A 23217-nucleotide genomic window follows, 5' to 3' on the forward strand; every position below is an offset into this window, starting at 1 on the left:
GAAACAATATGTTACCATAAAACAGTAATGATTACTATTATTAAAGACAAAATAAAATTTTATATAAGAAAAGGAGAATTTAATTATGGCTAAATGGGTATGTAGTGTATGTGGTTATGTTCATGAAGGTGACACAGCTCCGGAAGTATGTCCAATCTGCAAGGCTCCGGCTGAGAAATTTACGAAACAGGATGATGAAATGGCATGGGCAGCTGAGCATGTTGTGGGCGTTGCTAAAGGTGTCAGCGAAGACATCCTTGCTGATTTAAGAGCAAACTTCGAGGGCGAGTGCTCTGAGGTTGGTATGTATCTTGCTATGGCACGTGTTGCTCACAGAGAAGGATATCCGGAAGTTGGTATGTATTATGAGAAAGCTGCTTATGAAGAAGCAGAGCACGCAGCTAAATTCGCTGAGTTATTAGGTGAAGTTGTTACAGACAGCACCAAGAAGAACCTTGAGATGCGTGTAGCAGCTGAGAACGGTGCAACAGCTGGTAAGACTGATCTTGCGAAACGTGCTAAAGCAGCTAACCTTGACGCAATCCATGATACAGTTCATGAAATGGCAAGAGACGAGGCTAGACACGGCAAAGCATTCGCAGGTCTTCTTAAGAGATACTTTGGAGAATAATTTTTACCGGGGAATCGCATAAAATAAAGCTTTTTATAAAAGGGAATCACTTTCGTGATTCCCTTTTTGGGCAGACTTCCGTCATTTTTAATATGTAAATCAGGTGTCCCTAACCCATTTTTCACTCTTAAAAACTCTCAAAATGTGTCTCTCCCGTTTCGTTTAATTTGTGCGGACCACAGCCCCTCCCAGCATAGCTTTTCTCTCTATTTTTTACTTAATTTTCTGTAAATTCATACAACGGCATATTGTTCTCATCATATAAAACAATCATCATAACCGCATTCACCTCGCCGGTTGCACTTTCAAAGCATAATAAATAATAGCCGTCACGGTCTAATGATTTCACAATATAACGTTTTTCCTGATTTCCAGATGTAATTGTTCGGATCAGTTTTCCATCTTCGATTCGCCAGCTTCCATTAATCTCAGGCCAGTTGGGATTTATTTCTTCTCTTGTGCGATAGCTGTCATCTGTTCCAAAGCTTCCAAGCTGTTTTGTATTACCATCTGCGTCATATTCATAAAGGTCTCCGGCACCAGTGGTTCCGCCAATTGCCCAGTTGACCGTATAATACCGGAATCTGCATGGAAAAATGGAGGATAATTCCTCTTCTGTTAAAGTCTCAAACTCGTCTGCATGAGCTTTGAAGTAATAAAATCCACTTTCATAGTCATTATCCGCATCTGTATGATTCACATATGCAGCAATAAAATCATCTTTGGATTTTATAACCTTCTCCGCCTGTGCAAGCTCTGCTTCCTGTTTTTTCCTGCTGCTTTCCTGCGCTTCTTCTATTTCATGTTTACTTTTTCTTTCCTTCCTGCCTTCCTCATCTAACGGCGCACCATATCCGCCTTCATCAATTAGCTCTGCGATATTGCCTGCTTCCAATGCAAAGCTATATTTAGATGAACCAAGATTCAGTACACAACGTATATCATTTCCTTCATATAAACATTTCACAATATCTTCTCCTGAAGATCCGCTGACATAAACATTGCCATTGGGTTCCTCACCTAGCAAACCATATTCATATACCGTATTTATACTTCCAACTTTTATTTTCAATTCTTTAGAATCAGAAGAAAAATAAGTAGCAGGGGTATCCTTATACTCTAAAAGTTTAAAAGATAAATCATAACAATAATCAAATTCATCAAAATTAATATATGCTGTGACAAGCAGATCACTACCGGTTGTTGCCGTGTTGCTAAAGGTTCCGGAAACAACCGTACTTATAACAGATTGCCCCGTTGCATCCCCGAAGTCATCTACTACCGCAACTTTTCCCCAGGAGTTATTGTTTCCTTCATCCGTACTGGAATCCTCTTCTATTTCTGAAACTACCTCTGCATTCTCTTCCCCATAGGAAAGCGTTGGAGACATAAATACACACCCCAATGCCAACGCCAGCGCTAATGTTCTTTTCTTCATCCTTTGACCCTCATTTTTTGTAATTTTATTTGAGACTGATAAGTTATCATATAATAATAGGAGGAAGGAAAGCAATTACCTGAAAGCATAGTACAAGAAGAAATTATTACTGTTCACGACCTTCACAGCAACACGCTTCGCGATGCACAGAAATCATACTTTGCAGGATTCTGCTACTGCAGCAGGGAGTCTCGGCGGCATCTGCCATTGTGCCGTAATATAAAAAGAGTTACAGACCGCAAAATGATTAATCTGTAACCCTAAAACTCTTATTAAAATATTACTTGAACGCTATATAAAAAAGCCCTCACAGAGCATTACTCCGAAGCAGTCTCAAAATTTGCCTTCGCCGTATCCACCGAATGCTCTGCTTTATTATCAATGTCCACATCATTTTCTGAGAAAGTACTTCCCGCGAAATCAAGGACTTCATTCCCAGGTAGATTCTCAATGCAGACCGCCGTTCCATTTCCGGTAAATGTATTATTCAGATAGTTGGGCGCTGTACCATAAGCCATGCTGCTGTTAAACTTCAGTGCAATTTTATTATTGGTAAAAGTACAGTCCATTGCATTTACCCAGGCTTCATTATTGGCAATTGCAGCCGTATCCCAACCATTAAAACTGCATTTGGAAAGTAAAGTAAGACAATACGCGTTCACCCCAATTCCAGAATTCCCTTTAAACTGGATTCCTGACATTTCCGCGTAATTTCCATTCAATCCGCGCAAGCTGACGGTTCCTGTGAAAGTAGTCACGTCATCTCCGTCTGAGCTGCCATAAATTCCCCACACATGATTTCCAAAAACAATATCACCATCATAAGTTACTGCCGGAAGATGAAGGTAAACCGGAGTTTCCGATGACACCTCTTCCTCAATGGAAGCCAGCAATGCATTCAGTTCCTCTGTGGTCTCCATAGGCGTATCCTCTGAAAAATAGGTAACTGCTGCTTGCTTTTCAATGGTAAGCCGTGTGCTAAGAGAAATCGTATCTCCGTTTTTCATCGTCAGGTTCCACAAGATATCGTTAGTACCGCTGTCTGAGGTATAAATAATATCAGAAACATATGCTGCATTTGGAAAACTCTCGTTATGAACCGGTTCTACATAATCTACCTTCCGGGAATTTTCTCCAGGTTTTGTATCCACCTTACAGGAAACTACCTTTTCTGTAAATTCTTCCCACGCCAGTTCTCCAGTCTCCTGATCCAGAACATACAGCTGACATGGAAGGGCACTCTCCATTCCCTGTGCCAGTGTATCAGTACGTTCACCCTGGGCATGTCCTGTTACTCCATCATCTTCGGAAAAATTCAACAGCATTTTATAAGATTTTCCTTTGTCTGTATAAACCACCTGCGCCCCTCCCTCATAGGACTTCGGACGGTGATGCAGGGAAAAAGCTGCTCCAACAGCTGCCAGAAGCACTACCACAGCAGCTGCTCCAAAAGCCGCCTTTCTCCATCGTTTCGGTGCTTTTATCTCCTGTTTTTCCTTCTGGACTGCTGTACAATGAGGACAAAAAGAAGCATTGTCCGGAAGAGGCTGTCCGCATTTTATACATTTTTTACTCATATTTTTCTCCTATTACGATATATTTATGGTTAACATACCTTATAGCTGGTACATCGTTTTCGAAATAACTATACCACTCACTTGTCTGTGAATCCGATTGCACAGGTATAAAAGCCTCGGCGTAGCCCGCTACGCCTGCGTTTTTATACCTGCACACTCGAATCCACATCCTACGCGATTGGTATAGTTATTTACGAAACGATGTACTAGTAAGTAATTATCCATCTTGTATTATAAATTTACAGGCTTTTTTCCAGAGACCATAAGCTTTTTATGCTTTACAAAACCTCCATCAGATGAAGGATATTCTTGTATCTTTTCTCCGGATTTACCATGGTACAACGCTGGACGATCCTGCCCATTCTTCCGCTGGCAAGCTTCCTGGAGGGATGTTCCCCAGTCAGCATAATGTTCAGCAGAACTCCCAGTGCATAAATATCCGCACGCCCATCAGACTGGGAGAGCCCATACTGTTCCGGTGCTGCAAAGCCTGTGGTTCCAAGAATCTGTGTATCTTCTCTGTTTTCATTTTTATAAATTCTGGAAGCATCAAAATCGATAAGAACCGCTTCGGTTCCACGTATGATCACATTATCTGGCTTTACATCTCTATGTACAACTCCCAGGGAATGAAGCACCCACAAAGCCATGCACAGCTGGCGGGTGATCTGCTTTGCCTGTGCCGCTGTCAAAAGTCCGCCCTGTAAAATCTCCCCCAGCGTATCACCTTGCACATATTCTTCCAGAAGAGCTGTTTTTCCCTCCTTTTCCCCCACCTCCATGATCTGGGGCAGATTGGGACAGGATACCGTAAGAAGCTTCCGGTACACTTCACTGCTGCCGGAAAAATGTCTGAAAATATAGCGGTTTCCGCTTGCCCTGTGGCGTATCAAGGTTACTTCGCCCCGCTCGCTTTTTTTGATCAATGTGACCCTGTCATATTCGTCACAAACTGCGCCTAAAAGACTGTCATAAATTTCCATATTTCTCCTTATCACCAACTATCATTCCCCAAATGGACATATCACCTGCACGCTATGAAAATCAGATGTTCCTCGCCAATGGCACTCCCTACTGCCAGAGGGCAGCAACCACTATGCTGACTGCATATTGTTTTTCAGAATTTTTTATAGTATAGTTTTATTTGATTGTATTGTTAAAATTATTTTAACTTATTGACAAATTATTGTAAAGGCGCGAATATGAAAAAGAAAAATACAGATGGTTTACAGCAGGAGCTTATGGATTCCCCGGATCTGAGCCAGTTTCTGTCCCAGAACCAGGAGCAATTTGAAAATAAGAGTGTGGCAGAATTATTAAACCGTCTGTTCGAAAAGAAGCATATCTCTAAGGCAGCGCTTGCCAAACAGGCCGGTATGAGCGAAATATATCTCCATCAGATTTTCGCAGGCCGCCGTAATCCATCGCGGAATCGTCTTCTGTGCCTGTGTTATGGGCTTGAAGCGACGGTTGACGAAACCCAGGAACTGCTGAAGCTTTGTGGAATGGCACAGCTTTATCCGAAATTAAAGAGAGATGCCATTATTTATTATGGATTGCTTCATAGGCTTAAGTTGTTTGAAATTAATGATAAACTATTTGAGGAGAATGAAGAGACGTTGTTTTAATTCTCTTCCCCCAACGCCTAATGATACAAAACTTAGATTCTACATGTTACAAAGCACGTTGTTGTGCACAGGTTACTGTTCCCTGGTAACATTCCGCGAGGTGTTTTTCGTGAACAAAGTTCACAGAAAACCCGAGAATTAAGTTTGCGCAGCAAACGCTACTTCTTGTGCTTGTCACAAGAAGGTTCGTCTTTCTGTGCATCGCGGAGCGGTTACTGGTCACAGAGTGAGCAGTAACGTGCACAGCAGAAGTTGTTATTTGATTTATAATTTCTTCTTGCCACCACTTTTATAATGTGCTATTATACCACCAGAAACAAAGGGGAATGAATGTCTCCCCGGGATCATCCCGAACCGCTTATTAAGCTGATGACTTCTGTGATAACAATTGTCGCAGGAAGCATCAGCTTTTCTGCGTAAAAAGGAGGAATTTATAACAATGTTAACATCTCTGGCTTTTATTTTTCTTGTGGGACTTTCCTTGGCTGCTATTTGCCAGGCACTGAAACTGCCACGTATTATCGGTATGTTGATCACCGGTATTTTACTGGGACCTTATGTGCTGAACGTATTGGATCCGTCGATTCTGTCCATCTCATCGGAGCTGCGGCAGATCGCGTTGATCATTATCCTGCTGAAAGCGGGACTTTCCCTGAATCTTGCCGATCTGAAGAAAGTGGGACGTCCTGCCATCATGATGGCCTGCATTCCTGCAACTTTCGAAATCCTGGCTTACTTTTTGCTGGCACCGTATTTTCTGGGAATTACCAGACTGGAAGCGGCTGTGATGGGCGCTGTAATGGGTGCGGTATCCCCGGCTGTAGTTGTCCCAAGAATGGTACAGTTGATGGATGAAAAATACGGCACAGCCAAAAGCATTCCCCAGATGATCCTGGCAGGCGCTTCCTGTGATGATATTTATGTGATCGTGCTGTTTTCCACATTTTCTACTATGGCACAGGGCGGCAGCGCACATTTGAAAGATTTTATCAACATTCCGGTTTCCATTATCCTGGGTATTGCACTTGGAAGTGTGGCTGGTTATCTTCTTTCCTTGTTTTTCGAAACTGCTTATGCGCACAGTCATATGGTGCGAAACAGCATGAAAGTGATCGTAGTAATGGGCGTGGCTTTCCTGCTTATGTCCATTGAGACATGGCTGAAGCCTGTGGTTTCCGTCTCCGGACTTCTGGCTGTGATAAGCATGGCTTGTGTTTTGAAGCTAAAATGCACCGCCTCCGTTTCTGCCCGCCTTTCCCAGAAATTCGGGAAACTATGGCTGGCTGCTGAAGTCCTGCTTTTTGTACTTGTAGGTGCTTCTGTAGATATCCGCTATACCTTAAAAGCCGGTCCTGCTGCCCTGGCCATGATCTTTGCAGCACTTCTGATCCGTACCCTGGGCGTTTCTCTTTGTGTTACCGGAACAAACCTAACATGGCGGGAAAGACTGTTCTGTTCCATTGCCTACCTTCCGAAAGCAACCGTACAGGCAGCGATTGGGTCTGTTCCAATGGCTATGGGACTTTCCTGCGGGCAGATCGTGCTTTCTGTGGCTGTACTGGGAATTCTGATCACTGCACCACTTGGAGCAATCGGGATGGATTGCAGTTATAAGAAGCTGCTTTCCAGGGAAATCGATAAAAGCCAAATATTCTCTAGCTAACATATAACGATACAGGAAAAGTGGAACATTCTGTTTATTAATTTTAAAGAATGTTCCACTTTTATTTTTTACTCTATTCCAAATTCTTCCATCAGATGTTGACAAAATTCTGGGTCTTTTGCTATTCTTTTACAATCTTCTATGCGATTTTCTTCTAATAATTTATCTATCAATCGTGCCATAGAACTTCTTCCCTCTGCTCTTCCCTCCGCTCTTCCCTCCGCTCTTCCCTCCGCTCTTCCCTCCGCTCTTCCCTCCGCTCTTCCCTCCGCAAGACCCTGGGTTCTGCCCTCAGTAAGTCCCTGGGTTCTGCCCTCTGCGAGTCCTAATTCACGTGCCGCCTCTTTTTCCATTTCCATTTCTTCCCATCTCTGCATATATCTCACACTCACTTCCTCACTGGATTTGATACTGCATATACGCTTCTGCATCTTATGTATTCTTTCGCTTTTACAGCCATCTGCCATGTCCTGAGTGGTATGTTCAATATAATGAAGCAATTCTACCAGCTCCGGACTTACTTCATCTGGATTTTCCCCATGGGTATTCAGAAAAATGCGGGTAGCGCCATCCTCAAGCGATACAGATGGATCCTCTTTACAGGTCATCTCAAATGTATACATATATTTTCTCTTCCCAAACAAATCAAACGGAGCTATCAGAATAATATAGATATCATTCATTTTGTTAAAATCACGTTCACCGGGTTTTAATAATTTCGCATCAATAATACTTTCGTAATATCTGCTTCTTTTGGGAAGATTCTTCGTATTCGTCCCCTGTACCTCTGTATCATATACAACTTCATCTGTATCCTTTGCCCACACATCCACTTTAGCAAAACGATACGCTGGTGAAATCCGTGCTTCTTTTTCTGTCTGGGGTAGGTGCTTCAAAACTACATCTTTTCCAAGAATAATTTCCAATACATCCCGCATATTCTGCGGATCTTCCATCGCCTCAGCAAACAGAAAACGGTCCAGCAGGTTCAAATCCTTTAGATCTTTCATCCATCAGTTCTCCTTTTATTATATAGTTTTCTATATTGGAAGTAAAGAATAACTGTGCACCGTTTTTCTGTTTTTCCTCTATAACCATACCTTACAAAATCACAGCTTAAAAGTAAAGTTTTATCGTTCGAAAAATTATCCCATAAAATTACAAAATCCGCTCTGGTCATTTACATTTCCAGCATATATAATGATGTCAGATGCATAAGACCGCTCACAGAACACTTTTTGCAAAGAATCGCAAATTTATTTTCATATTTTACGGAGGCATTTCCCATGATAAATTTTGATTTTTACACTCCTACCAGAGTTCTTTTCGGTGCAGACCGGGAAAACGAGGCTGGCAAACAGGTTGCCGCATTTGGTGGGCATAAAGTTATGATCATTTATGGAAAAAAAGGAGGACATGTTGAATCATCAGGATTATTGGAACGTGTACATCAGAATCTGAATGGAGCCGGACTTTCCTATATAGACTTTAGTGGCGTGGTTCCCAATCCTCGCCTTTCCCTGGTAAAAGAAGGGATCCGCATTGGACGGTCGGAAGGTGTTGACTTCCTTCTGCCAATTGGAGGCGGCAGCGTAATTGATACAGCAAAGGGAATCGGTTACGGAATCGCCAATGATTTTGAAATAGAAGATCTGCTTTACGGTCGTGTAAAAACAGATAAAAATCTGCCAATCGGTGTTATCCTTACAATTGCAGCTGCCGGTTCTGAGATGTCTTCCTCCATGGTTCTCACCATTGAAGACGGTATGATGAAACGTTCCTATGGGCACGACTGCTCACGCCCCAGATTTGCTATTATGAATCCTGAGCTGACTTACAGCCTTCCGGCGTATCAGACAGCCAGCGGCGCAGCTGATATTATGATGCACACTATGGAGCGTTATTTTACCCCTACAGACACAGATACCAGCCTTACTGACCGGATTGCAGAGGGACTGATGATTTCCGTTCGTGATGCCGCCCAGGTTGCTGTAAAAGATCCTGAAAACTATGAAGCCCGGGCTACTCTCATGTGGGCCGGAAGCCTTTCCCATAACGGTCTGACCGGTGCCGGAAGGGTATCTGATTTCGCCACACATAAGATTGAGCATGAACTCGGCGGTATGTTTGATGTAGCTCACGGAGCCGGACTTGCATCTGTCTGGGGAAGCTGGGCGAGATATGTGTATAAGACAAATCCGGGAAGATTTGCACAGTTTGGTGAGAAGGTTTTCGGAATTGATGCTTCCCAGACCAGCGATTCTGATATTACGGATACTGTTCTCGCATCCATCACTGCCTGGGAGACTTGGTGCCACTCTATAGACATGCCAACCACCCTCACTGAACTTGGCATTTATCCAACCGATGCCCAAATCGAGGAAATGGCTGAGAAATGCGTTTTCGGCAGAAACGGACACATTGGCTTCTTCCAGCCGTTGACGAAAGAAGATATTGTGGCAATCCTGCAAATGGCGAAATAACACCAGCCTGACTCGAAACACAGCATAGAAAAAGAGCATTCACTTCCTCACTGGATTTGTCATTTCTTATTTCTGTGCCACCGCTTCGCCCAGCCGGTTATATATTGTTTTCGCGTCCAGAATATGTGGTACTCCCGTAGCGTCCGCCGCGGCGCCTGCAGTTACCAGAATGTACTCCCTGCCATATATCTGTGCAAAGCTTGCCAGACAATGCCCTGCCTCAGAGGTATACCCGGTTTTGCCACCTAGAATTTCCCCGCCGGTTACCGATGTATCCGACATATTTTTAAACATGGTACTGTAATAGGTAATTCCATCCGGATGTACATTGGTAGCTGGCGTAGAATGGAAATGGCTTTCTGCCACTTCACGGAAAGTATCATTATGTAACGCATACTTAAGTAGCAGCGCAATATCATATGCTGTACTATAATGCTCTGGATCATGTAATCCCGTACAATCCATAAAATGGGTATCCTTCATCCCAATGGACTTGGCCTTCTTATTCATCTTTTCCACAAATGCTTCTTCTGAGCCGGATGCTTCATCTGCCAAAGCCAGACAACATTCTGCTCCGGAAGGCAGCATTACGCCGTAGACCAGATCACGCACTCTCACGCTCTCCCCTGGCTGAAAGCCTGCCTGTGTGGCATCCTGTCCATCCAGAGCATAAAAAATATTCTCACTTAAAGTAATCTCATGATCCAGATCTGAAAATGCTTCCAGCGCCACAATTGCAGTCATGATCTTCGTCATGGATGCCGGATAAATCCGCTCTTCCCCATTTAGATTTCCAATGACCTTTCCGCTTTTTACATCCATTAAAAGCACATTTGAGCTGTTCACTCCCGACACATCCAGTTCCGTCGCAGGCGGTCTGTCGAAAATCCCGAGCACTCCCGACACTTTAGCACTAAGTCCTCTATCCCAACAAAACGCCAAAGCCAACACTGCCAGAATCAAAACTTCCACCAGCGCACTAATCAAAACCCGACGTCTCTGTTTCTTTCTACGAATTCTCCTCTTCCGCTCCATCTGCGCCCGTTTGCTTCGCTCATCCATTTAGACTCTCCTTCCATTTTCCACTGCTTTTATACGCTCTTCTTACTTTCGTCTATTTCTATACTCTGCCACAGCAAAGCACCATCTTTCACCTCAAGCTCCATTCCAGATTTTCTTTTTGTATCGCTGGTATTTTCCATACTACCACATCTCTCTTTATAATTTCTATAAAAATGAAAAAAAATAAGAGCAAAGTACACATACGCATACCTTGCTCAGTCCTTTTAGTCAAGCGAATATTCGCAATCCGCTTCACTACTTGCTCATAACCAAATAACTGCTTCGCAGTTTATCAATTAGTTTCAATACCCTTCTGGCACAGATACGAATTTCTTCTTCTGAAAGCTTCCCACTTCTGTAACCATCCAGAATACTTTTATGATCATTCTCACTTCCTGGCATGATAATATCATTTCCGGCAGCTGTGCACTTCCATGGAATACTTCCGTCCTCGGGTTCCGTAGTATTCCAGTCCGACATGATCACGCCCTCAAATCCCCACTCATCACGCACAATTCTGGTACACAGATCCTTGCTGTTTGCGGCATGTACCCCATTTACCAGATTATAGGAGGACATAATTGCCGCAGGTTTACTCTCCTTTATGGCAATCTCAAATCCACGACAATAAATCTCACGAAGGGCCCTTTCAGAAAGATGAACATCTACTCCCATACGATTATCTTCCTGATTATTGCATGCAAAATGCTTAATCGTTACCCCGCATCCTGCTTTACTCTGAACCCCTTTGGTAACTGCTGCGGCCAGACTTCCTGCAAGCAGCGGGTCCTCTGAATAGTATTCAAAGTTTCGTCCGCACAGGGGATTTCTGTGAATATTCATTCCCGGTGCCAACCAGAGATTGACGCCAAATTTCTCCATTTCCTCAGCTATCATTTCTCCAAACTCTTTCAACAGCTGCCGATTCCAGGACTGCGCCAAAGCTGTACCAACCGGAAAAGCAGTACAGTACTGATAATACGTATCTGCATTTTGGTGAGGCTTTTCTGTTACCAGAAATCCATTTTCCAAAGAACCAAGAACACCGATTCCATAAACAGAATCATTCTCGCGATTTACCTCATAACTTCTTTGCAGTCTGATACCAGCTGGTCCGTCTGCCATGATCAATACCGGAACTCCATATTTTTCATAAAGAGCTTCTGAAGTTTCGCCAGCTGAACCAGGCACTTTAATCCCTGCTGCTCCAAGATTGCTGCTAATACCACCAGTATTTCCGTATAAAAGTGGGATCAATTCTTCTACAGGCAGCTCTTCTGCCAGAATTTCCAGCGAGTTTCCCATGACCAGAGACTCTCGGTCAACATTTCCAGCCTTTTGTTTTCTCTGCAATGCTTCAAACTGTATGGTGGGAAAATCAGCATTTCTACTTTTCTCCAGCTGCTTTTCTGCAGCCTTTACATTCTTTGAAGCTTCCAGTTTTTCAGATAATTCAACCAATGCTTCCAGTTTCTGCGTCTGCTCCAGAACTACATCCTGGTTCACATTTATAAAAGCCTCCAGCTTCAGATTGGCTGAATTATTTCCAATCCAGAGACCATACTTTCCTGTTTCCACGATCCAGGCATTTGCATCCTCAAAAAAGCTTGCAATAGTTTTTCCATCAAACAGGATCTTTAACTCCTGTTTTTCTCCCGGCTTTAATACATTTGTCTTTGCATATCCAACCAGGCGATGGTATTCTTTCTCTATCCTGCCCCGGGGAAGTGATACATACACCTGTACAACTTCTCTTCCTGCAAAAGTATTTCCAATATTCTCTACAGATACATTTACTGCAATCTTATCCTTGTCAATTTCAATACTGCAAAACTGAATCTTAAAATCTGTATAAGAAAGACCGAAGCCAAAAGGAAAAAGTGGCTTTACACCAAAACTATCGAAATACCGATAGCCCACATAAATTCCTTCTTTATATTCTTCCAATTCCAGATTTCCATTCAGATAACTAAAATTCTCTGCAAATGGCACATCCGCATATTTTTTTGCCCAGGTTGTTGTAAGCTTTCCGCTTGGAACAGCTTCTCCAAGAAGGATCCTTGCAACCGCACGTCCCCCCTCCTGTCCAAGCTGGGAAATATTGAGGATACCTTTTATCCACTGCGCTTTTTCCAGAATATCTGTAAGCTCCACAGGACCACCGGCATTTATAAGCAGAACAATAGGCACACTTCTGCTGTTTAGAAAAAGAATATCTTTCTCTTCTCGTTCACTAAGATAATAGTCACCTTTTTCAAGACGACGATCTTTTCCTTCACCAGAAATACGGCTGATTACATAAACAACAATTTCAGCTTCCTGGATATCCATTTCAGAAACAGGACGCCCCTCCGGCATGATAAATGGATTGGATGCATAGGCATCAAAAGGATTATTTACATGCTTTGCTTCTTCAAGAATTTTCTCTTTCCATATAAGTCTCGCTTTCTGATAGCGATGTTCATAATCATCCAGCCAGTCCCTGCTGGTGATCCGAATTCCGGATTCTTCCATTCCTTCGTAAATGGTAATATTCTGCCTGTTATTTACATCTCCGGAACCAATCCCCCCTTTTACAGTTTTATCCGCACCGATGCCCAGAAGGGCAACCGATGCAGATAATGAAATGGGAAGAATATTTTCATTTTTCAATAGAACAATGCCTTCCTCTGCCGCTTTTTCTGCAAAAGAGCTATGCTTTTTCTCGCAGACAGATATTTCCGGATTCAAAGTCCCACTGTGCTTAAACTGTGTAAACGCCATTACTCTTTGACACCACCAAGGGTAACACCTGCAATAATATACTTGGAAAGAAGCAGGTACACAACAATGATCGGCACGATCGCAACTGTGATCATCATGTAAATTTTACCCATATCAAAATTCATATAATCAGCACCACGAAGAGTAGCGATCAGAATCGGCACCGTCATTTTACTCTTGGACTGGATGATCAGGGCCGGTACAAAGTAGTTGTTCCAGGAACCAACAAATGTAAAAATCGCCTGAACTGCAATTGCAGGCTTCATAATTGGAATCACAATGCGATTAAAGGTATGGAATTCTCCGGAACCATCGATTCTGGCAGCCTCCACAAGAGAAAGCGGCAGAGACGACTGCAGATAACTGTACATAAAATAAAATACAGCTGGAGATGCAATGGAGGGAATGATCAGCGGCAGAAGGGAATCATATAATCCCATCTTCGTAACCAGACGAAGGAATCCCATTGCAGTAACCTGCGTTGGCATTACAAGAATTGCCATGATAAATGTAAAAGCAACCTTTCTTGCCTTAAACTCATAAGCATAAAGACCATATGCCGTAAGGGATGAAAAATATGTACAAAGTGCGGCACTACAGGAAGATACGATCACACTGTTCAAAATTCCCCGAAACATTGGAAAGCTTCCGTCGTTTGCCACGTTTTTCAGATTCTCAAGGAAATATTTTCCTGGAAGTGCTGAGAAACCTTTCTGCAGATCCCCATGAGATCTGGTTGCATTAATTATCAATACGTAAAAGAAGAACAGGCACATAAAAGACAGAAGAATCAGTACGATATGTGCGAAAACTGTTCTGAATTGGCTTCCTGCTTTCTTCTTCATCTTCTTAATCTTCTCCTTTCTTCCTTAGCACGTTTTTTTGCAGCCTTTTTGGAACCATCCGGATCATTATCATTGGTCATGCGATATACGATGAAGCATAAAATACCACTGATAATAAACAGGTAAACAGATAATGCACCAGCCATACCATAGTTCTTACTCTTCAGATGACTGTTCAGGAACATGATCAGCGTCATAGACGTTCTATCTGGATTACCCTGTCCATTTGTCAGGATCTGTGGTACATCAAACATCTGAAGACCACCAATTATAGATGTGATCAATGTATATGCAAGAATCGGTCTGATCAGCGGCAATGTAATATAATAGAAACGTTGAATACTATTGCAGCCATCCAGGTCAGAAGCCTCAAAAATATCCATACTGATACCCATAACAGCCGCCATCAGCATAATCGTTGTATTTCCAAACCACATAAGGAAGTTCATAAAGCCAATTAATGATCTTGTTCCAACTACAGATCCCATAAAATCAATAGGGTCTTTAATCCATCCAAGAGACATCAGAATAGAATTTATTGGTCCGTTTGTAGAAAACATAGTAAAAAATAAAAGTGCAAATGCAGATGCCATAATCAGGTTCGGCAGATATATTACCACTTTAAAAAACTGTTTTCCTCTTATTTTCAAACGGGCATCTGTAAACCAGGCTGCCAGAACTAACGCAACCACAATCTGCGGCACAAATCCGATCAGCCACAGAATCAATGTGTTTGCTCCATATTTAAACATATCGGATTTCAGCAGACTGATGTAATTTGCCATTCCAATAAAATTGGGTCCGATTTCTTTAATTCCAGAACGGAAATATTCAAAAAAGCTGTAACGGACCGTATCAACCAATGGAATCAAAGAAAAAATCAAATAGATTATAAAAAAAGGAAGGATAAACAGGTAGCCCCATTTTCCATAATTAATGCTTTTCTTGTTTTTCTTCATAACAGTTCTCCTTTACACACATCTTACAGAACAGGAGAGAATCCTATGTTACAGGATCCTCTCCACGTTCCTTATACCAATTTTCAAATGTCACATGGACATTATTTTTTTAATAGTATTCTGCAAGATGTTTTTGCAAACAAAATCCTCAGAACTATCTACATTATTCCGGCCATTTAACCTCAGAGATCTCAGGATAACGCTCTTTAATAGCAGTCTCGAAGTTTGCTTTTGCTTTATCAAAGTCAACATTTCCCTGGAAATAATCACTGAAGGAATTCTGGATCAGTTCTACGCATCCCTGGTCATAGGCAGAAAGCGGAGCAATCTTAATGTTCTCTGCAACAGGTGCGAAATATGTAAATGGATTCTGTCCGCCAAGGAACTCAGAAGAGAAGTTTGCATCATCTGTAGCAGCCTCTGCCATACCACTCTTTGTATTTGTGAAATCTGAATAATCCTTAGAAATCTTTAACAGGTTGTCTTTGTCTGCAGTCATAGCAAGGATAATGTCTTTTGCATGCTCTGGATTATCAGTACCTGTTGCTGCATGAATGTAAGAACCGCCCCAATTGTATTCCTGTGGAGGATTTGTAACTGCCCATGAACCTGCATCGCCATCCCAGTTTGGACTTAATGTAAAGTCGATTCCCCATGCCGGGAACAGAAATGCAAATACTTTTGACTGAGAGCCCATAGCTTTGTTCCAGTCATCGTTCCACTGTCCTTTTACAGTCGGGTTAAGGAAACCTGCATCCAGCCACTCTTTTGAATCATTTACCCAATCCATAATCTTCTGGTCAACTGTAATGGTTGTCTCACCAGGCTGTACCCAGGACTGTGTGATGCTGTTTCCATATAAACGGAAGGTATCTGCATAAGAAGCAAATGTGTAGTAACCTTTCTCCTTCAGTTGAGCAGCAGTCTCTTTCATTGTATCCCAGTCTTTTACTTTCTCGCCTACTTCTGCCGGATCATCTGTTCCAAAAACTTCTTTTGCAATATCACGACGGTATACCAGGGTTCCTGGGCAGCACTGCCATGTAGAACCTCTCTGTACTCCGTCAGAGTCAGAAGCAGTTGTTCTTGTGAAATCGTACTGATCTGCAAGATCTGTATCCGGGTCAATTCCAAGATCTGTAAGCGGCATTGCTACATCTGCATCTTTGTCTGTATATTTGAAAACATAATCGGTCTCAGTTAAGAAAATATCTACTTTATCATCATCAGATGCATCAGCCTGATTCAGAAGCGCCTCATCAAGCTTCTGCTGGTAAACACCATCCTGGTTTGGGTTGATGATCCAATGGATCTCAGTTCCGTCTTTTAAGGTTGTAACAGTTCCATCGCTGGAAGTGGACTCAACTTCTGGATAAATAGCCTCCAGACGTGTACGGAACTCATCGTTCCAGGAATAGATGTTAATAACCTTTCCCTCTTCTCCTTCTGCATGTGCTACGGTTGCTGTTGCAGCCATACCGGTAACTGCCATAACAGCTGTAAGTAACATAGATACTGCTCTCTTCTTCATATAAAAGATCCTCCTTTTTTGAGCATTTTCTTAATGCTGTATCTCTTTGGTGCAATAAATATACCATTTTTATTTTTGACATTATATTATTTCTCTTAACAAAATATCAGATTCATGTCATAATATAAAAAATGACACATTTTTGTTTTGGAGGGGATTACATGGCAATATCAAAAGACTGGTACAACACAGAATTTGAAGAAAACGAAACTGAATCCAAGCACAGGCCGCCTTCTGTTGAATATTCCTTTTATACGGCAGTAAAAACCGGAGATATGGAAACTGTCATACAGAACTGTAATGCAGATTCTTTTACGAATCTGGAGGGAACCGGAGTCCTTTCCAGAAACCCTGTCACGAATCTGAAATACCACTTTGTGGTTACAGCTGCGATGCTTACCAGATATTGCATTGACGGAGGAATGGAGGCAGAGCAGGCCTACCGGCTTAGTGACTTTTACATTTTAAAAATGGATTCCTGCACTTCCCTGCGACAGATTGCAGACCTTCACCACACTATGGCAAAGGATTTTACCGGAAAAATGATCCTGCAAAAAAAATTATCCGTACTTTCCAAGCCAGTTATGCAGTGCATTGATTACATCTATGCTCATATAAAGGACCGTATCACCATAGAAGACCTTGCCTGCCACACCGGTCTTTCCCAGAATTATCTATCCAGGGTATTCAAACAAAATCTTGGAATTTCCATCAGTGACTACATAAGGGAGAAAAAAATAGAAAAAGCCACACATCTTCTTCGCTACTCGGACAAAGCAGTAGTTGACATCGCCAATTACCTATCCTTCTCTTCCCAGAGTCACTTTATTCAAGTATTCGAAAATTTCACTGGTCTGACTCCAAAAAAATACAGGGATAGGTATTATAAATCCATGTGGTAAGCTGACCTAGAGCGTGTTTGAAAAAAGCTTTCTGCATGATGTGCGTTACAATTTGTGGAAGATTTTGTCCGGATGAAGGCGCCGTAGCGGGCTACGGCAACTGAATTCGGGCAAAATATACCGCAAAGTGGGGCGTGCAGATTGCGGGAATGATTTTTCAAACAGGCTCTAGCACGTAAGGCTCCTGCAATGCATAATTCTCCGCCTTACATAAAAAGACCGGATATTCAGGAATAACCTTTATTTATGCATTGTTATTCCTGAATATCTGGTCATTTTTCTAATTCTTTATCCAGATTAGTTCAAAATAATATTAATTTCATGTACTTTTTCCAAAGTCAGTTTTTCTATTTCAGAGCGCTTCAGGCGAGCCTGCCTGCCGCCTTCTGCCGACAGCAAAGTACCATCACAAAAGGCTTCTTTTATCTGCACTTTATTCCATTCTTTTTTCTCCCTGTTAAAAATATGAATGGAAAATTTCCTTCCGGCAAATTCTATTTTCAAGGAAGCTTTTCCTTCCTGATCGTACTGCTCAGGCATAAGTGCAGGTGCTATCACCATATCGCCCAGCTGGCCTTTTACTCCAAAAACTTCTGTTATCATGGTCAGCATATACCAGCTTGCAGCTCCGGTCAGATATGCGTATAAGCCTCTTCCCTGATTATCGAAATATTCCGGGATTCCCGGGTACATTTTGCTGCGTTCAAAATCCATTGCAGTATCAAGCAGAGTCTGAAGAACTTTGTATCCTTCTTTGGCGTGACCGGTTTTGTACAATGCATTGGCATACATAACTGCCATATGGGAAAAGACGGCACCATTTTCCTTTTCTCCATATGCAAATCCAAACATTCTTCCCAGGTCAAATTTTTCCTCTTTGAAATCTGTATTCAGGCGGTAGCCGCCGGCTTTCCTGTCATACAGATATGCATCTGCACTCCTGCAGATTGCCTGTATCTGTTCCTCTGTAGCGGTACCACTCATGACAGCAAATACCTGTCCGGTAAGCATCATTCGGGTGTTACACTCTGCACCAGCTTTATTGTCGGTTTCATCTGAAACCGCGCTATATTCTACTTTTCTTCCATGATTATCATAATATCCATTAAACCAGCCTTTATCCCCATCCTGGATCCATTCATTTTTCCGAATATTTTCCACGAGCCAGTCTGCTTTTTCTTCCAGATTGCTGCATACCATTTTCAGAGAAAGCACTACTTTATTTCCACTGAGATTATGGGCACTCAAATCAGTATATTGCTTCAAAACCTTCTGTTTTTTCTCAGGGTTTTCATATAACTGTTTTCCACAGGCAAACAGACATTCCATTTCTTCTGCAAGCTCAATCCTGTTAATTCCCTGAACACTCTCTATTTCTCTAAGCACATAAGCGATATCCTTCAAATTTCCGGCATAAGCACAGGTAAAGGCCACACTCTCACCTTTTTCCCAGGCCATGTCTAAGGCATCATTCCAGTCTGCTCCATGCAGACACATTTCATTATGATCTCCCACATCAAAAAATGCGCACAGATTTTGAAGAAGAATATGTTCCAGAACAGTTCCATGATATATTTCATTAGCATCTGTTTTCTGTAAATTACCATAACTGCTGTTCCATTCTTCATCATGAGCTGTTCCGCGTTTTGACTGAAGATCCTTAAAATATGGAATCTTCTCAAATAAAACATCAAGATCCCCGGTCTGATCCAAATAAAGCTTCGTAGTTACAAACGGCCAAAAGCTATGATCCATCCATACACGGGTAATATTATTCCTGTCTGCAATAAATTCTCCCTGACCACTTCCTATAATTGTGGCATTTGTTCCATCAATACGAACACCTCCATAATTATCAATGATCATCTGTCTTACCTCAGATGGCTCCATGATCAACAAGGCAAGGCAATCCTGCCATAAATCGCGCCAGCCGCGTCCCCCTTTTCCATAATCATGATAGGGGAGAAAAGAACATCCATAAATTCTTCTGAGGATTGGCTGGAAACAGATCCATTTCAGATAATTATCCGCATCTTCGCTTCCAGTTTCAAACGCTACATTAACCTTCCGAATCCAGTGTTCTTTTACTTCTTCCAGCATATTCCGTACCTGGGAGCGGGTCCTGCAGCCAGAAGTCAACGACTCTATCCATTTAGAAGCTTTTGCCGGATCTATTGCCTTTTTATCTGTATTCTCCTTTCTTGGGAACTGCTGCTCACCGGCATCTGCAATCCCACATAGTAAAATATAACCAGCTGTTTCCCTTGGTTTCAGTGTTTTCCGGCTGAATCGGATGCCTCCAACAGCCTCTTTTCCCTGAAGTTCTGTTCCAGAGGGTTTTCCGGGCTTATTAATTCTTACTGCCTCTGGATTCAGAAAGGTTCCGCCTTCTCCTATAAACTCCTCCACCGTAGGATAAAATGACTCCGGCTTCTCTCCGTTTTCATCTGAACCGTATACAAAATATGTAGTATTATTTTTCTGATGTCCCCGCTCGTCAAAGGACAAAACCGGGGTTACTTCCACACCATAATCGGTGGTCCGAATTCGGTGGAGAAGGGAGGTAACATGGCGGTGATCTCGAAGATTATCTGCACTTCTTCCATATACCGGAATTGCACCTGTTGGCACAATTTCCACTTTTTTTTCGGAAATATTTGTGATTTCCACATATTCTACTTCCATGTCCCCAGAAATTGTAACAAAAGATGTTACTTCTGCCTGAAGACCATATTTTTGTGATTTTCGGGAAATCTTCTGCCACATAAAACCAGCTTCCAGTGTGCTTTCGTCCTGCTTATCTGTAAATTTCTGAAATTCCTGTTCTGCAGAATTTCCACAGACAGACCAACAGCCCAGAAGCTTCGGATCTGCTCCAGACAGAGCAGTATCACATGCTTCTGTGCTTTTATATACCTGACACCAGAAATTTCTGGTATTTCGGTTGTTATGCAGGTTTTCAATACTTACAGGCTCAAGAAGGAAATGATTCTGATCCGTTTTGCTGTCACCTCCCAGATTAGGGGTGATACTGGATTTCAGTCCTTTTTCTCCCGCCATAGGCAGATACAGACCGCTATAATTTTCCGGATCATGTATAATAAAGCTTCCGTTTTTATCCTGAAATTCTATATGTTTCATCAATGTTTCTCGCTTTCTGCCTGCGTCCACCCACCAGGCCTACTAAATTTTTACGACAGATACAATTCAACCTCAGTTTCAGCAGTCAGCTTATCCTGTGGGATATAATTATCTTTTAACTCTTCACCGTTTACAGTAAGTTTCTTAAATCCACTCTCTGCATGTCCCGGATTTTGCACTTTAATGTGCAGGTGACAGCCGCGGAAATCTTTTTCGACTTCAAATCCATCCCATTCCTTCGGTATGGACGGTGCGATACGAAGACCATAGAAATCAGGACGCATTCCAAGAATACCTTCCACACATCCTACCATAACAGTAGACGCAGTTCCAGTAAGCCAGTGTACATGAGAACGGCCAAAATTCGGACTTGCTTTCCCCTCTGTAAACTGACCATAGCAATATGGCTCAAGTCTGCGGATCTCCGCCTTATCATTCTGTGCAGCCGGAGCATTTTCCATAAAGTAGCCAAATGCTCTTTCTCCATGTCCCATTAATGCTTCTGCCAGAATGATCCATCCCTGTGACTGAGAAAAAATCCCTGCATTTTCTTTTGTTCCTGCATTATAAATTACAGCCAGTGCACCGTCAAAAGCATGTGCGTGGTATGGGGGATCCATGAGAATAGCACCATACTCTGTATTCAGTCTTTTATAAACCTGCTCAAGTGCCAGTTCTGACTGCTCCTTTGTTGCAAGCCCACTGATCACAGCCCAGCTCTGGGGATTCAGCCACATATTTGCTTCCGGATCTGTACGCTGTCCGATTATTTCTCCTGCTTCTGTAAAACCGCGGATAAACCGGTCTTCATTCCAGCAAAGCTTTTCAATCAGTTTCCCAAGCTCTTCCTGGCTTTTTTCCAGATATGAGATATATTCTTCATCTTTTTCGTAAGCCGCAAACTCCTTCAAAATGGTCATTGCATAATAAAACTGCAAAGCTACAAAAGTAGATTCTCCATCTTTTCCAAGCCTCAGGCAGTCGTTCCAATCTGCATAAAGTCCCGCCGGCATTCCATGTTTTCCAAGATGTTCCATCGAGAACTGGATCGCACGTTTCAGATGCTCATATACTGTTCCTTCATCTTTATTTGCAAATGGGATTACCTCATCAATAAAATCTACATTTCCTGTCTCTGACACATACTTATATACAGTTGGAAAAAGCCATAAAGCATCGTCAGCGCGATATGCCGGATGCCCTGTTTCCTGTACATAGGAAGCATCGTCTGGCGTATCCTCATGTCCTGGATTATGGGTGAATTTAACAAGAGGCAGACCACCACCATTATCTACCTGGGCAGACAACATGAAACGGATCTTATCCGCTGCCATTTCAGGTGCCAGATGGATCACGCCCTGAATATCCTGCACAGTGTCGCGGTATCCATATCCATTGCGCAGACCGCAGTAAGTAAAGGATGCTGCTCTGGACCAGATAAAAGTCATAAAACAGTTGTAAGCGTTCCATGTGTTGATCATGGTATTAAATTCATTACTTGGAGTTTTTATCTGAAAATGTGAAAGCTGTCCATGCCAGTAACTGATCAGTTCTTCCAGTTCCCTTTCGCAAACCTGCTGGCAATTTTGGTCATAACGCGCAACAATCGCTTCTGCCTCGTCATTCTTTTTCATACCTACAAGAAAAGCCATCTCTTTCTTTTCTCCCGGGGCAAGCTTTAACACTGCTGTCAATGCACCACAGCTGTTTTCATTATAATTTCCCTCACAATTAAGCTTGCCGTCAATTACTCCTACCGGGTTTCCATAACCGTGATATCTCCCCAGAAATGCTTCTTTTTCACCGCACCAGGAATCCACTGGCACGCCGGCCAGACCCAGGAACCGATTTGTCACATCTTTGTTATCTACCTTTTCCCCTTCATCAAGACGATCCAGATTTGCATGGATCATCTGGCGTACACGGTTTCCTCTGAAAACAGTTTTGGTAATATACTGGGAATACTGCAGATTTACCTGATCCTGCTCATAGTTGCTGTTGTTGGTAAATTCCGCATATCCGGTTACATTAATTTCTCTTTCCTTATCAGAACAGTTCTCCACACAAAGGCTCCACACCTCATAAGACTGTCCCAGGGGTACATAATACCTAACCTCAGAATGAATACCGCTGTAATCTGCCATCATCCTGGTATAAGCAGTACCGTGGTGACATTCACTTTTATATTTTTCAAGATCCTTTCCTACAGGCTGCCATGACGCTGACCAAAAATCTTTCGTTTCATTGTCCCTCAGATAAATATATCTTCCCGGCTCGTCAAACTGATTAAAAACATAACGTAAAATTCTTCCGTTAGCCCCAGACTTTACAAAGCTGTATCCGCCTGCATTATTGGACACAATGGCACCATACTCAGGATCTCCCAGATAGTTTACCCAAGGCGCTGGTGTATCTGGTCTGGTAATCACATATTCTCGTTTCTTATCATCAAAATATCCATATTTCATCCCTGCACACTCCTCCTGGTCTTTATATTGACCCGATTTTCCCATATGATATCTCATATGATAAAAAACATATACCAAAACTCACTATAAAATATCAAAATTATGACATGAAAAAAAGCACCCACC

General features: G+C 42.3%; 16 protein-coding genes, 2 pseudogenes and 1 riboswitch. Of the genes and pseudogenes, 6 read left to right on the plus strand and 12 right to left on the minus strand.

All coding sequences use genetic code 11. The annotated features are described in order from the left end of the window. Positions 1-85: 85 nt before the first annotated feature. Entirely contained in the window at positions 86-631 is a 546-nt protein-coding gene (locus AB5Z12_RS09345) for an NADH peroxidase (RefSeq protein WP_148463755.1), read from the plus strand. A 217-nt stretch (positions 632-848) separates the two neighbouring features. Here the strand turns inward: AB5Z12_RS09345 and AB5Z12_RS09350 are convergent, their stop codons facing one another. The 3 genes from AB5Z12_RS09350 to AB5Z12_RS09360 form a co-directional block, all read right to left on the minus strand. After that, positions 849-2069: a hypothetical protein gene (locus AB5Z12_RS09350; protein ID WP_173718528.1), complete on the minus strand. Its 1221-nt coding sequence runs from the start codon at positions 2067-2069 to the stop codon at positions 849-851. A 317-nt stretch (positions 2070-2386) separates the two neighbouring features. Beyond that, the gene (locus AB5Z12_RS09355; protein ID WP_368357033.1) at positions 2387-3646 is read right to left on the minus strand and encodes a zinc ribbon domain-containing protein; all 1260 of its coding nucleotides are present in this window, start codon (positions 3644-3646) and stop codon (positions 2387-2389) included. A 278-nt stretch (positions 3647-3924) separates the two neighbouring features. After that, positions 3925-4629, minus strand: coding sequence for a serine/threonine-protein kinase (locus tag AB5Z12_RS09360; RefSeq protein ID WP_148463804.1), 705 nt, complete (start codon positions 4627-4629; stop codon positions 3925-3927). Positions 4630-4848: 219 nt separating this feature from the next. Between AB5Z12_RS09360 and AB5Z12_RS09365 the strand changes: the two genes are divergently transcribed. Both AB5Z12_RS09365 and AB5Z12_RS09370 read left to right on the plus strand, forming a co-directional pair. After that, positions 4849-5274: a helix-turn-helix domain-containing protein gene (locus AB5Z12_RS09365; protein ID WP_148463803.1), complete on the plus strand. Its 426-nt coding sequence runs from the start codon at positions 4849-4851 to the stop codon at positions 5272-5274. A 313-nt stretch (positions 5275-5587) separates the two neighbouring features. After that, positions 5588-5660: riboswitch (Fluoride riboswitch) on the plus strand. Between the two features lie 53 nt (positions 5661-5713). Then, positions 5714-6937, plus strand: coding sequence for a sodium:proton antiporter (locus tag AB5Z12_RS09370; protein ID WP_148463492.1), 1224 nt, complete (start codon positions 5714-5716; stop codon positions 6935-6937). A 68-nt stretch (positions 6938-7005) separates the two neighbouring features. Here AB5Z12_RS09370 and AB5Z12_RS09375 read toward each other — a convergent pair whose 3' ends face one another. Further along, entirely contained in the window at positions 7006-7947 is a 942-nt protein-coding gene (locus AB5Z12_RS09375) for an Rpn family recombination-promoting nuclease/putative transposase (protein WP_368357032.1), read from the minus strand. A 276-nt stretch (positions 7948-8223) separates the two neighbouring features. Between AB5Z12_RS09375 and AB5Z12_RS09380 the strand changes: the two genes are divergently transcribed. After that, positions 8224-9420 carry an iron-containing alcohol dehydrogenase gene (locus tag AB5Z12_RS09380; protein WP_173718532.1) on the plus strand — a complete coding sequence of 399 codons (1197 nt, stop codon included), beginning with the start codon at positions 8224-8226 and terminating at the stop codon, positions 9418-9420. Positions 9421-9486: 66 nt separating this feature from the next. Here the strand turns inward: AB5Z12_RS09380 and AB5Z12_RS09385 are convergent, their stop codons facing one another. The 5 genes from AB5Z12_RS09385 to AB5Z12_RS09405 all read right to left on the minus strand — a co-directional run bounded on the left by AB5Z12_RS09385 (position 9487) and on the right by AB5Z12_RS09405 (position 16580). Then, entirely contained in the window at positions 9487-10482 is a 996-nt protein-coding gene (locus AB5Z12_RS09385; protein WP_226821653.1) for a D-alanyl-D-alanine carboxypeptidase family protein, read from the minus strand. Positions 10483-10737: 255 nt separating this feature from the next. After that, positions 10738-13245: a glycoside hydrolase family 3 N-terminal domain-containing protein gene (locus AB5Z12_RS09390; RefSeq protein WP_173718533.1), complete on the minus strand. Its 2508-nt coding sequence runs from the start codon at positions 13243-13245 to the stop codon at positions 10738-10740. Continuing rightward, entirely contained in the window at positions 13245-14090 is an 846-nt protein-coding gene (locus AB5Z12_RS09395) for a carbohydrate ABC transporter permease (RefSeq protein ID WP_148463496.1), read from the minus strand. The genes AB5Z12_RS09390 and AB5Z12_RS09395 overlap by 1 nt, the downstream gene beginning before the upstream one ends. After that, on the minus strand, positions 14087-15049 hold the full coding sequence (locus AB5Z12_RS09400) for a carbohydrate ABC transporter permease (RefSeq protein ID WP_148463497.1): 963 nt from the start codon (positions 15047-15049) through the stop codon (positions 14087-14089). Before AB5Z12_RS09400 ends, AB5Z12_RS09395 begins: the two co-directional genes overlap by 4 nt. A 163-nt stretch (positions 15050-15212) precedes the next feature. Next, positions 15213-16580, minus strand: coding sequence for an ABC transporter substrate-binding protein (locus AB5Z12_RS09405; RefSeq protein WP_173718534.1), 1368 nt, complete (start codon positions 16578-16580; stop codon positions 15213-15215). Positions 16581-16741: 161 nt separating this feature from the next. On the opposite strand from AB5Z12_RS09405, the gene AB5Z12_RS09410 reads away from it, so the two are divergent. After that, entirely contained in the window at positions 16742-17482 is a 741-nt protein-coding gene (locus tag AB5Z12_RS09410; protein ID WP_148463499.1) for a helix-turn-helix domain-containing protein, read from the plus strand. Here the strand turns inward: AB5Z12_RS09410 and AB5Z12_RS09415 are convergent. Beyond that, positions 17464-17583 (minus strand): annotated as a pseudogene (locus AB5Z12_RS09415) (DUF6783 domain-containing protein); the annotation flags it as partial. The gene AB5Z12_RS09410 and the pseudogene AB5Z12_RS09415 sit on opposite strands and share 19 nt — an antisense overlap. Here AB5Z12_RS09415 and AB5Z12_RS09420 point away from each other — a divergent pair. Then, positions 17533-17661 (plus strand): annotated as a pseudogene (locus tag AB5Z12_RS09420) (DUF6783 domain-containing protein). The pseudogenes AB5Z12_RS09415 and AB5Z12_RS09420 overlap by 51 nt on opposite strands. 118 nt (positions 17662-17779) lie before the next feature. Here the strand turns inward: AB5Z12_RS09420 and AB5Z12_RS09425 are convergent. Both AB5Z12_RS09425 and AB5Z12_RS09430 read right to left on the minus strand, forming a co-directional pair. Then, on the minus strand, positions 17780-20623 hold the full coding sequence (locus AB5Z12_RS09425; protein WP_173718535.1) for a cellobiose phosphorylase: 2844 nt from the start codon (positions 20621-20623) through the stop codon (positions 17780-17782). Between the two features lie 50 nt (positions 20624-20673). Further along, a complete protein-coding gene (locus AB5Z12_RS09430; RefSeq protein ID WP_173718536.1) occupies positions 20674-23091 on the minus strand; it encodes a N,N'-diacetylchitobiose phosphorylase in 2418 nt (805 codons plus the stop codon). Positions 23092-23217 lie beyond the last annotated feature (126 nt).

It is taken from the genome of Ruminococcus sp. RTP21358st1_G6_RTP21358_211008, assembly GCF_040908885.1.
GTDB lineage: Bacteria > Bacillota > Clostridia > Lachnospirales > Lachnospiraceae > Blautia_A > Blautia_A faecis.

What these genes read in the sequence shown, in the direction of transcription:
- AB5Z12_RS09355 (WP_368357033.1), bottom strand. Translation starts at nt 3,646, where the DNA reads ATGAGTAAAAAATGTATAAAATGCGGACAGCCTCTTCCGGACAATGCT.
- AB5Z12_RS09400 (WP_148463497.1), bottom strand. Translation starts at nt 15,049, where the DNA reads ATGAAGAAAAACAAGAAAAGCATTAATTATGGAAAATGGGGCTACCTG.
- AB5Z12_RS09425 (WP_173718535.1), bottom strand. Translation starts at nt 20,623, where the DNA reads ATGAAACATATAGAATTTCAGGATAAAAACGGAAGCTTTATTATACAT.
- AB5Z12_RS09390 (WP_173718533.1), bottom strand. Translation starts at nt 13,245, where the DNA reads ATGGCGTTTACACAGTTTAAGCACAGTGGGACTTTGAATCCGGAAATA.
- AB5Z12_RS09410 (WP_148463499.1), top strand. Translation starts at nt 16,742, where the DNA reads ATGGCAATATCAAAAGACTGGTACAACACAGAATTTGAAGAAAACGAA.
- AB5Z12_RS09345 (WP_148463755.1), top strand. Translation starts at nt 86, where the DNA reads ATGGCTAAATGGGTATGTAGTGTATGTGGTTATGTTCATGAAGGTGAC.
- AB5Z12_RS09370 (WP_148463492.1), top strand. Translation starts at nt 5,714, where the DNA reads ATGTTAACATCTCTGGCTTTTATTTTTCTTGTGGGACTTTCCTTGGCT.
- AB5Z12_RS09365 (WP_148463803.1), top strand. Translation starts at nt 4,849, where the DNA reads ATGAAAAAGAAAAATACAGATGGTTTACAGCAGGAGCTTATGGATTCC.
- AB5Z12_RS09430 (WP_173718536.1), bottom strand. Translation starts at nt 23,091, where the DNA reads ATGAAATATGGATATTTTGATGATAAGAAACGAGAATATGTGATTACC.
- AB5Z12_RS09385 (WP_226821653.1), bottom strand. Translation starts at nt 10,482, where the DNA reads ATGGATGAGCGAAGCAAACGGGCGCAGATGGAGCGGAAGAGGAGAATT.
- AB5Z12_RS09405 (WP_173718534.1), bottom strand. Translation starts at nt 16,580, where the DNA reads ATGAAGAAGAGAGCAGTATCTATGTTACTTACAGCTGTTATGGCAGTT.
- AB5Z12_RS09350 (WP_173718528.1), bottom strand. Translation starts at nt 2,069, where the DNA reads ATGAAGAAAAGAACATTAGCGCTGGCGTTGGCATTGGGGTGTGTATTT.
- AB5Z12_RS09375 (WP_368357032.1), bottom strand. Translation starts at nt 7,947, where the DNA reads ATGAAAGATCTAAAGGATTTGAACCTGCTGGACCGTTTTCTGTTTGCT.
- AB5Z12_RS09380 (WP_173718532.1), top strand. Translation starts at nt 8,224, where the DNA reads ATGATAAATTTTGATTTTTACACTCCTACCAGAGTTCTTTTCGGTGCA.
- AB5Z12_RS09395 (WP_148463496.1), bottom strand. Translation starts at nt 14,090, where the DNA reads ATGAAGAAGAAAGCAGGAAGCCAATTCAGAACAGTTTTCGCACATATC.
- AB5Z12_RS09360 (WP_148463804.1), bottom strand. Translation starts at nt 4,629, where the DNA reads ATGGAAATTTATGACAGTCTTTTAGGCGCAGTTTGTGACGAATATGAC.